The organism is Chryseobacterium contaminans (assembly GCF_001684955.1).
In the GTDB taxonomy this organism is placed as follows: Bacteria; Bacteroidota; Bacteroidia; order Flavobacteriales; family Weeksellaceae; genus Chryseobacterium; species Chryseobacterium contaminans.
The window spans coordinates 1-9231 of record NZ_MAYF01000055.1 but is presented as its reverse complement, the minus strand read 5'-3'; the positions used below and the strand labels follow the sequence as shown (position 1 = coordinate 9231).

Here is a 9231-nt window from a genome sequence, read left to right as displayed (position 1 = left end):
GCAACCAACCTTTATTTTGAGGTTCCATAGAGATAAAATGGCTGTCCCACACAACGGTTTCCGGCTGGAGGGATTCCAGCAGCATATTTCTCAAAGGTCCACGATCAATTTCAGGGCGAAAATGTTCAGCTCCAAAATCTTCTTCTGGCTTAGTATCATGGTCACTGAACAGAATTTCAGCCTGTTCATTCATGATGAGTGTTTTATCTGCCCCAGGTCTATAGGTCTTTTTAAATTCTTCCAGTAAATCCGCTTTACGCAAGGCTGCCAGCCCTGAATCTTCATGCATATCCAGAGGTGAGCCTTGTACTCGGGCTTCTTTATTAAAATCTCTTTCATATACTTTTACATTAGCATTTTTAAGCTGTAAAAGTCTGGCCAGTGTTAATCCGGCAGGGCCGCCACCTACGATGGCTATTGTTATATTGTCTATCAGCATTGTATTAAAACTTTACAGGACAAAATTACAGTCCCTTTAACACTGATAATAGTATAAATCGGTCGTTTTTATTTTGAGATAATTCTTTGGGAGCAACCCCTGAAAACTTTTTCACCTCTTTAATGAAATGATTCTGATCGGTATAATTAAGCTCCGGAAATAATCTGCCTTGCGCAATATGTTCCAAAGAAGCTCTGAAGCGTAAAATAGTAGAGTAGGCCTTCAAAGATAAACCAAGTTGTTTTGTGAAATAGCGGTTGATCTGCCTGCTGCTCCAGCCCACTTTTTCAGAAAGCTCATTCACTGTCATTTCCCCTTTTGATGCATAGATAAGTTCAAAAAGTTTAAGTTTCCTCTCATCTGTTTTCAGAGGAATCAGTTCTCGTATTTTTTGTGTTGCTTTTGTACAGCAAAACTCAAAATTCTGTAAATCATCAGCTTTAAAGTTCCAGAAATCAAGAGGAAGTTCTTTGGCCGTATTGAGAACATCAGCAATCGTTGTTTGTAAAATATACTCAACGGCAATAGGTTTAAAGCTCACCACGAAAGCCTGGGTATATGGAGGAATCTGTATTTCTTCAGGATAGGTTTCCAATCCGATAAGGGTAACATGAAAAGGTTTGGAAGGAGATTGCATAAAAAACAAATCGACCCTTCCATCCGGAATAATAACCACCTCCTTTGCTTCATCAGACCGGTTATGGAAAGTCCCCAGGTTTTCTACAAAATCTGCAATACTCTGATCCGGTTCAATAAAATGAAATTGGAAATCATAATCCATAATGGCAGGAAGCGATATTCTTTAAGGGATTAAAATACAAAAATAGACCTAATCTCCGATAAAATGTTCTATAAATTATGTTAAACCAAGAACAGTATCTTATGAACATTGATGAGGTGTATTCATGATGAGATTAAAAGTCTATGTTCTTGTTTGGCTTTACTCCTTTGCGTTTTCCAACAAAACACTTTATAGAGAAAACAAAAGCCCGGATTGTAAAATACAACCCAGGCCCTAACAAGATTAAAAATAAGTTTAAAATGAATGCCCCACAGAAACCGTTACATTTCTAGGAGCTCCCGGGAAGGCTCGTGTATAATCGAATCCACCCAGAAAATAGTAGGTATCGAAAATATTATTGACATTTACAGCCATTTTCATTTTTCCGATATGATAATACACCGCAGCATTTACTGTGGTATAAGATGGCCATTTTCCCCAAAGGGCACTGCCATTGCTATCTTTTCCAATGCTGTTATCCATACGTCTTGCATCTACATAATAGACTCCGGCACCAAAACCAAGTCCTTTTAAAACTGAGGTTGAGAAAACGTATTTCATCCATAAACTGGCCATATTTTTAGGTGCACCTGGTAAAGCTTGTCCTACCTCTGAAGCAATAGAAGAGGACTTTACTTCAGTATGGTTAAATGTATAATTTCCCATAACCTGAAATTCTTTCGTTAATTGCCCGCGAATATCCAGTTCCATACCTTTTGACACCGCCTCTCCCGATTGTCTGTATACAGGAAATCCTGTAGTACTGATTTCTCCGGCTGCAATCAGCATATTCTGACGCTCAATCTGGAAAAGTGACAGGTCCATTTGCAGTTGATTTTTGAAAAATCCGGTTTTTAATCCTGTTTCAATCTGAAAGCTGTGTTCCGCAGTAAAAGGTTTCTCAGCACCGTAATCCTGATAATTCTGAATAAAATTGGCCCCTACAGGAGCAAATCCCTGGGAATAGCTTGCAAAATAATTGATCTGATCGTTGATCTGATACGTAAACCCAATTCGGGGTAACCATGCATTCTGTGTGGCATGAAAACGGTCTTTGCCGCTTACGGTTTCAGAATAATAATGTTCATGGCGTAATCCCACGATAAGTTTCAATCTGTCTGCAAAAGAAATCTGATCCTGTACGTAGATTCCGGTTGTTTTATAAGGACTTAAAAAAGGATAATTTCCCTGTGATAACCATACATAATTGCTTAGGTCATGAGTGGTGTAAGCAGGATTATTAAGATCAAAGGTTAAAGGAACAATTTTGCCGTCTATTTTCTGTTGTCTGGCTTCCCGCTGCTGATTATTGCTGTCGCCTTCATATTGAGCATAATCTATTCCGGCAACGATATGGTTTTCTATCTTATGGCCGGTAAGATCCCATTTCAGATAGACAACAGAATTATCTGTGTAATCTTTTCCATGACGGTCAAAGAAACGCATATTCATGATTGTATTTTTGGGCGCATCAGCATAACTGTTCAGGGTGCGGTGTTCATTGACATCTTCCTGATAGATGGATTTCATATAGCTTGCATTCAATGAAAGGTTGTGGGTAAGTCTTTGACTTAATCTTGCACTGAATGACAGGGTTTGGGTATTATAAAAATCTGAGGGTTGACTTAATGTAAAAGAGCGGTCCAGGGCGTAAAAATCATTATTTCTCAATCCCATTCCACGATCGAGATAGCCATGAAACTGATCGTAAACCAGATCAATATCTACTTGGGTTCCGTCCCATGGTTTAAAGGTAAAAGACGGTGCAATCATGAAATTCTTTTGCTGATTGACATTTCGGAAGGTTTTACTGTCTTCATAGCCGGCATTCAAACGATACAGGATTTTCTTTTCTTTATCCAAAGGTCCTGTCAGGTCAACGCTGGTGCGGATGGTCTGAAAGCTGCCTACTGAGAAGTTAACAGACCCTTTTTGCTTATCCAAAGGTTTTTTGGTTACCATATTGATGGTTCCGCCAGGAGTAACATCTCCAAATAAGGACGCTCCGGGGCCTTTTAAAACAGAGACACTTTCCAGATTGATCGTTAAAGGAGAGCGGTAATAGCTGTTTCCATAACTGTACCCTGACCGTAATCCATTTACAAGACGGATTCCGGTTTCATAGCCACTTTTGAATCCGCGGATGATAAGGTCATCGTAAGAAGAGGCTGTAGTGACTCCGGCAAGATCCTGAACGACATCACGGGTGGTATAGGCCTGTTTATCTTCCATAAATTCACTGCTGACAATGGAAACAGACTGTGGAAGATCTTTTAAATTTCCTGAAAATTTCCCACCTAATTCCAGATTATTGGTAAGGTAAGAATTATTTCTGCGGACGGTAATCAAAACTTCCTGTAAATTTGTTTGATTTTCTGCCAAACGGATCGTGATTCCGCTTTTATCATCATAAGAAAGAGAATCCAGTGTAATATTTACCCCGGAATATCCTTTGGCATCAATCATTAGCTGGGCAGGATACTGAACAGGAGTTTCAAACTGAAATTTTCCATCCTTACTTGTTGTGGTCATCGTTCTCTGATTGATGGAAACTGTAGCATTCGAAATTATATTTCCTTCCTGATTCAGAACTTTTCCGAAAATAGAATGGTTTTCCTGTCCGGATAAGGCAAAAGGAAGGAAGAGCATTATACCATTAATGTACAATGCTTTTTTAGTCATTGGCTTCATTGTATCTTTCTACGCTGTTGAATTATTATTGTTCTGCGGGAATCATTAATTCCATGTGGAGGGTTGGGTAAGTGCCTTCATAGCAGGACTTCAGAAGTTTGAAATCCTGTTTCAGCCAATAATCATAGGCTCCCTGCAGAAAAGGATGAGTATGCAGATATAATCTCTGTATATTTTTTTGTTGAGCTGTTTTTACCAGTTCCTGAAACAGGCGGGTGGCAATTCCTGCTCTTCGATATTCAGGATTAACAAATAGTCTTGCAACTTCTACGGTGGTTCTTTCATCAATATCCAGATGAGGAAAACGGTAATCAAAAGGCATCATTCCGATAACACCAATCAGTTTTCCATCTGCAGTTCTGGCCTGTAAAAAGGCTCCGGTAGGAGAGTGCAGGTAATTCTGTTCAAAATTAACAAGGTCTTTTGGAACAATTAACGGATCAAGCAAAGGATATAACTGGCGTCTGAATTCCATTACATAAGGCAGTACTTCAAATACCTGATAATCCTGTACCAACGAAATCGTTATTTCTTCATAATTTTTCATATATTTTATTTTAATTGAGGTGCAAACATTGGGATTCCCTGGTTGACCAGAGCAAGTAAAGGAACCTGATAGGTTTCTTCGAGAAGCTGTTTCAATTCGTCTTTTTCCAGTGACTGAACAGCTATCAGTTCATTATGGCGCATGACAAAAAATTCATCACCAAACAGAAAGGCAAGATTAGGATCATGCATCACACACAAAACCGTAGTGCCTTCATTCACCAACTGACGAATGACTTCCAACACAGCAACCTGATAATGCAGATCGAGATGATTGGTAGGCTCATCAAGCATGAGTATATCCGGTTTCTGAACCAATACTCGGCATAATAATACCAATTGACGTTCTCCGCCGGAAAGAGAGGTATAAGGCTTATCTTTTAAATGAGTGAGATTAAATTTTTTCAGAATGGCTTCTACTTCCTGATAATCTGATTGCTTTGGTGAAAACCTTGAAAAAGAAGCTCTTCCCGTTAATATTACATCAAAAACTTTAAATGGAAAAGTAGTCTGATGAAACTGGGTTAAAAATCCGAGACGAACAGGAGAGTTAGTTCCTATTTTAATTTTTCTACGTTCCTTATCGGCTATCCAGACGTTTCCTTTGTAGCTCTTTTCCAGTCCGGCAATAATTTTGAATAAAGTAGATTTTCCGCTTCCGTTTCTTCCCAGAATAACGGATAATTTCCCTTTTTGGAATTTTGCCTGTACATTTTTCAGTACCTGATCTTTTCCATAATCAAAAGAAAGCTGTTCTATACTAATCACACTGTTCATGAGTTCCAGTTTATAGCGTTTCGACGCATGAGATAAATAAAAATTGGGGCTCCGATAATCATGGTAAATACTCCGATCGGAATTTCAAAAGGCATTACCGTTCGTGAAAAATCATCAATCAGTAATAAAAATGCTCCACCAATACTGATGTTGGCCCAAACGGTAATGCTGTTATTCGGTCCCAAAATCATTCTGCTGATATGAGGAACAATCAATCCAAACAGGCTGATAACGCCAACAGCAGCAACGGATGATGCGGTAACCATGGTAGCTACTGCCATCAGGACCAGTTTCAAGACGGTAGGATTTACACCAACTGCCATGGCTTCATGATCTCCCAAGGCCAAAAGGTTGAGTTTCCATCGAAGAACAATAATTACAGCTAAGCCGATAAGGATCGGAAATACCGCCGTATGAACTTTCTGCCAGGAAGCGGTGTGCAGATTTCCCATGGTCCATTGTACAATCGCCTGTAATTTATAAGGATCACTCAAATATTGTAAAACAGTAAGGAATGCTGTAAATACACCTGATACAATCATTCCGGCGAGCACCATGCTTACAATGGATGTTTTAGCGCCTGCATAAGAAACAAGATAGGTAATAACCACAGCCACAACTCCAAAAATGAAAGCTGAAATATTCACTGCCATTATCGGAAATAACATCGCCAAAGCAGCTCCAAATGCAGAACCCGAAGAAATTCCCAAAGTAAACGGATCTACAATCGGATTCCTGAAAACAGCCTGTAAAACTCCGCCGGCAGAGGCCAGAGAAGCGCCTACCAGGAAAGTAAGGACAATCCTTGGTAAACGTACCTGCCATAAAATGGTATGCAGACTTCCCTGAAGAATTGCTTCATCTTTTGAAATTCCCAGTTCCAGAGCGATATGGTGAAACAGTTCTCCCATACCAATATTCTGGCTGGAACCTATCACCAGTGAAACAAACACTAAAAGGATAGGGAATAGAACCAGTAAAGAGGCTGTTTTGAGATTTTTCATCATCAGATCAATCCTTTTTTACCGTAGATTACTTCAAAAGCTTTTTTTACATCCTGATCCAGTTGTTCCTGTGAATATTCAGGCATACACCAGTGACGAAGCTGTTTAGCAAACAACAAAAATTTAACGGTATGCGGATCATAAGGGAATGATGGAGACATGGCAAATACCTGCTTGTTTTTTACTGCAGGAAGGGCTTCCAATTCCTTAAGACTGTAAACATCGGATAGTTTTGAATTCCACAGAATAATAAGGTCAGGATTCCATTTATACATGGTTTCAGCACTGATGTTGGGTGCTTCCACAGGAACGGGACAGGCATTCTGAGCTCCGGAAAGGGTAATCGCCATATCAATTAGGCTTCCTTTTCCTGAGGTAGACATAATACGGCCTTTTGACCATGCATAGTAGATCTTTTTTGGAGAGGCAGCTTGTGAAGCTCTCATTTTCTTTACTTCTTCAGCAACATATCCTGTAACTTCTTCAGCTCTTTTCTCTTTTCCAAGAAGTTTTCCGACATTTTTTAATTCTTCAAGGATCTTTTCATCGTTTAAAGAAGAAAAAGTAAAGACCGGAATACCAAGATTTTCAATTTGGGTGATATTATCTTGATCGGTATTGAATGTTAGCACCAAATCCGGCTTTAGCCCAACAATACTTTCAGCATTACTGGATTGTCCACCAAAAGTAGGAGTAGCAATACTTTTGTTTTTAATACGGTCATCAAGCTTGGAAAGAAAACGGTAAGTATCTTCCATTTCATAGATCTGCTGAGGAATTCCTACAATTTTTTCACCTGCCAGAAGCATGTAAACATCATCAACCAGTGCATTGTACAACACCACTACGCGCATGGCTTCATGAGGAAGGGTAATTTTCTTACCTCTGCTGTCTGTTGCAGATACTGCTACATTGGTTGAGATTTCTTTACCCTCAGAATTTTTGGAATTATTGCAGCTTTGTAATGCTAATATCGTAGCGGAAAATCCTATGATAAGCAGGCTTCTAATTTTCATGTGTTCTATTTTTTGCCAGATAACGTAATGATTGATGGGATAAAAGCTGAGCATCGGTAAGCTGAATACGTGCCCCATATCTGAAAGACAGCTGTTCAAACAGACGTCCGTCATAAGGCACAGCAAACTGTTGAGGGGAAGTCAGGAATACCGGCAGATGCTGGTTCCCGATAAAATAACAGAAATCTGCAGCTTCAGCATCATTTTCTGCTGGGAAGCTTATTGTTAAGCAGGTTTTGATAGCAATAGTGGCTATTAATTGCCCGTTGCTGTATAATCCGTCTCCATGCTGCCATTCTTTTAGATTTCCCAATCTCAGTTCTAAAACTTTCCCGGATCTGGTGGTCCGGGTTAGTTTTTGTTTTTTATTTTCAAACCATTCGAGTTCCAGGAGGTCAAAATTTTGACCGTTCAGATCAATTTTTGCTTTTACTTCATCAATTACGACTGGTTGTACTGTATTCATATTAAGCTTTTTGAGCAGCGCTTTCTTTTTTCAGTTTTACCTTTTCTTTCAGCCAGTTGCACCATTCGTCAATGCCGTCTCCGTTTAAGGTACTGATGGTCATTACTTCAAGGTTAGGATTCACCTCATGGGCATCTTTTGTTACTGCTTCTACCGAGAATGGAACATAAGGAAGCAAATCTGCTTTAGAAACAAGCATCAGTTCGCTGGTTAAAAACATACGTGGGTACTTTTTGGGTTTATCATCTCCTTCAGTAGAAGCCAAAAGCGTAACACGATAATCTTCACCAAGGTCAAATGCCGATGGACAAAGAAGGTTCCCTACATTTTCGATGAATAATAAATCAACCCCTTCCAAATTGATGTGGTCTAAAGCCTGTAGAATCATCTGAGCTTCAATATGGCACATTCCACCTGTAACAATCTGTAAAGCATTGATGCCTACTTCACGCATTCTGATGGCATCGCGTTCTGTTTCAGGATCTCCTACAAGAATAGAAATATTAAGATCCTGAGCCAGTCTTTTTCCGGTTTCCTGCATTAACGTTGTTTTTCCGGATCCAGGAGATGAACATACATTGATGACACAGATATCTTTTAAACGGTCTCTGATGGCTTTGGCTACAAAATCATTAGCCTTTAATAAATGAAGAGTGGTATTATCACATTGAACGGAACCTACACGGTTTCCTAAACTTTTTGGATTAGCTGTTGACATATTAATGATCTTTTTGTTTAAAAATTACTTTTGAAATAAAGAGTTCGTTTCCCTGAACAATTTGGGTAGAAGGGGTTCCGCAGTCGTTGCAGACAAATTTGTGGTACCTGACCTGAAAATCTTTGTGGCACTGCTCACAATGGGCAATAATATCATTGACGAGGACTTCAAGTTCCATTTCCTGATAGTAAGGGTGGTCGGTAATAAAGGCATCAAACGCATTCTGAATCAGGACAGGCTGAACATTAGACAGGAGCCCTGCTGTTACCTGAACCTGCTGAATATCTTCTACTTTTGCATCATAATGCTCTTCCAAAGTGTCAAAGATATCCTTCACTATACTCAATTCATGCATAGCTTATATTTTTATAGATGAAACTGATTATCTGATTTTTTCGGATAACCTAAATGAGAAAACAGATGTAAAACCCAATGTTGATAGGAGTTTACAAATGGGTAATTAAAGCTGAAAGTTTATATCCTGATCTTTAAATTATGGAATAAAAGATACTTGGGAAGGTGGTAAGGATGGATGAACTCCGTTTCAGAATTCACTACAGCATTTGAATAGAATGCAGATCCCCATGAAAACATTTCTTTTTCAAAAAGAACCAATGGTAGATCCAAAAAAGCTTTGTCTGCATCAAAATCATTTTCAGCAATAGATGCAATGAACAAAAGTTCATGCTGCTGAACAGAACTGGATACTTTAAAACTGATTTGATCTTGTGAAGAATGAACAAAAATATTACTTTTTTTGTGGTTGGCAAATCCCAGTAATATTGTAAAAAAC

General features: G+C 39.0%; 11 protein-coding genes. All 11 read right to left on the bottom strand.

Annotated elements, in window-relative coordinates:
- A partial coding sequence (locus BBH99_RS04830; RefSeq protein ID WP_165601881.1) for an FAD-dependent oxidoreductase occupies positions 1-439 on the bottom strand: 439 nt, incomplete at its 3' end.
- Between the two features lie 25 nt (positions 440-464).
- A complete protein-coding gene (locus tag BBH99_RS04825; RefSeq protein ID WP_066692718.1) occupies positions 465-1220 on the bottom strand; it encodes a helix-turn-helix domain-containing protein in 756 nt (251 codons plus the stop codon).
- Positions 1221-1475: 255 nt separating this feature from the next.
- A complete protein-coding gene (locus BBH99_RS04820) occupies positions 1476-3911 on the bottom strand; it encodes a TonB-dependent receptor (RefSeq protein WP_066692713.1) in 2436 nt (811 codons plus the stop codon).
- A 25-nt stretch (positions 3912-3936) separates the two neighbouring features.
- A complete protein-coding gene (locus tag BBH99_RS04815) occupies positions 3937-4458 on the bottom strand; it encodes a GNAT family N-acetyltransferase (RefSeq protein ID WP_066692709.1) in 522 nt (173 codons plus the stop codon).
- Positions 4459-4463: 5 nt separating this feature from the next.
- Positions 4464-5234 (bottom strand): ABC transporter ATP-binding protein, encoded by a 771-nt coding sequence (locus tag BBH99_RS04810; protein ID WP_066692704.1) that lies wholly within the window; start codon positions 5232-5234, stop codon positions 4464-4466.
- Complete coding sequence (locus BBH99_RS04805; RefSeq protein WP_066692731.1) at positions 5231-6238, bottom strand: FecCD family ABC transporter permease; 1008 nt, start codon at positions 6236-6238, stop codon at positions 5231-5233. Before BBH99_RS04805 ends, BBH99_RS04810 begins: the two co-directional genes overlap by 4 nt.
- A 2-nt stretch (positions 6239-6240) precedes the next feature.
- A complete protein-coding gene (locus BBH99_RS04800) occupies positions 6241-7254 on the bottom strand; it encodes an ABC transporter substrate-binding protein (RefSeq protein ID WP_066692701.1) in 1014 nt (337 codons plus the stop codon).
- A complete protein-coding gene (locus tag BBH99_RS04795; protein WP_066692693.1) occupies positions 7244-7720 on the bottom strand; it encodes an urease accessory protein UreE in 477 nt (158 codons plus the stop codon). The genes BBH99_RS04800 and BBH99_RS04795 overlap by 11 nt, the downstream gene beginning before the upstream one ends.
- A gap of 1 nt (position 7721) precedes the next feature.
- Complete coding sequence (gene hypB / locus BBH99_RS04790) at positions 7722-8438, bottom strand: hydrogenase nickel incorporation protein HypB (protein ID WP_073300076.1); 717 nt, start codon at positions 8436-8438, stop codon at positions 7722-7724.
- A 1-nt stretch (position 8439) separates the two neighbouring features.
- Positions 8440-8793, bottom strand: a complete 354-nt coding sequence (locus tag BBH99_RS04785; RefSeq protein WP_066692692.1) for a hydrogenase maturation nickel metallochaperone HypA/HybF — start codon at positions 8791-8793, stop codon at positions 8440-8442.
- Positions 8794-8912: 119 nt separating this feature from the next.
- A partial coding sequence (locus tag BBH99_RS22285; RefSeq protein ID WP_165601880.1) for a hypothetical protein occupies positions 8913-9231 on the bottom strand: 319 nt, incomplete at its 5' end.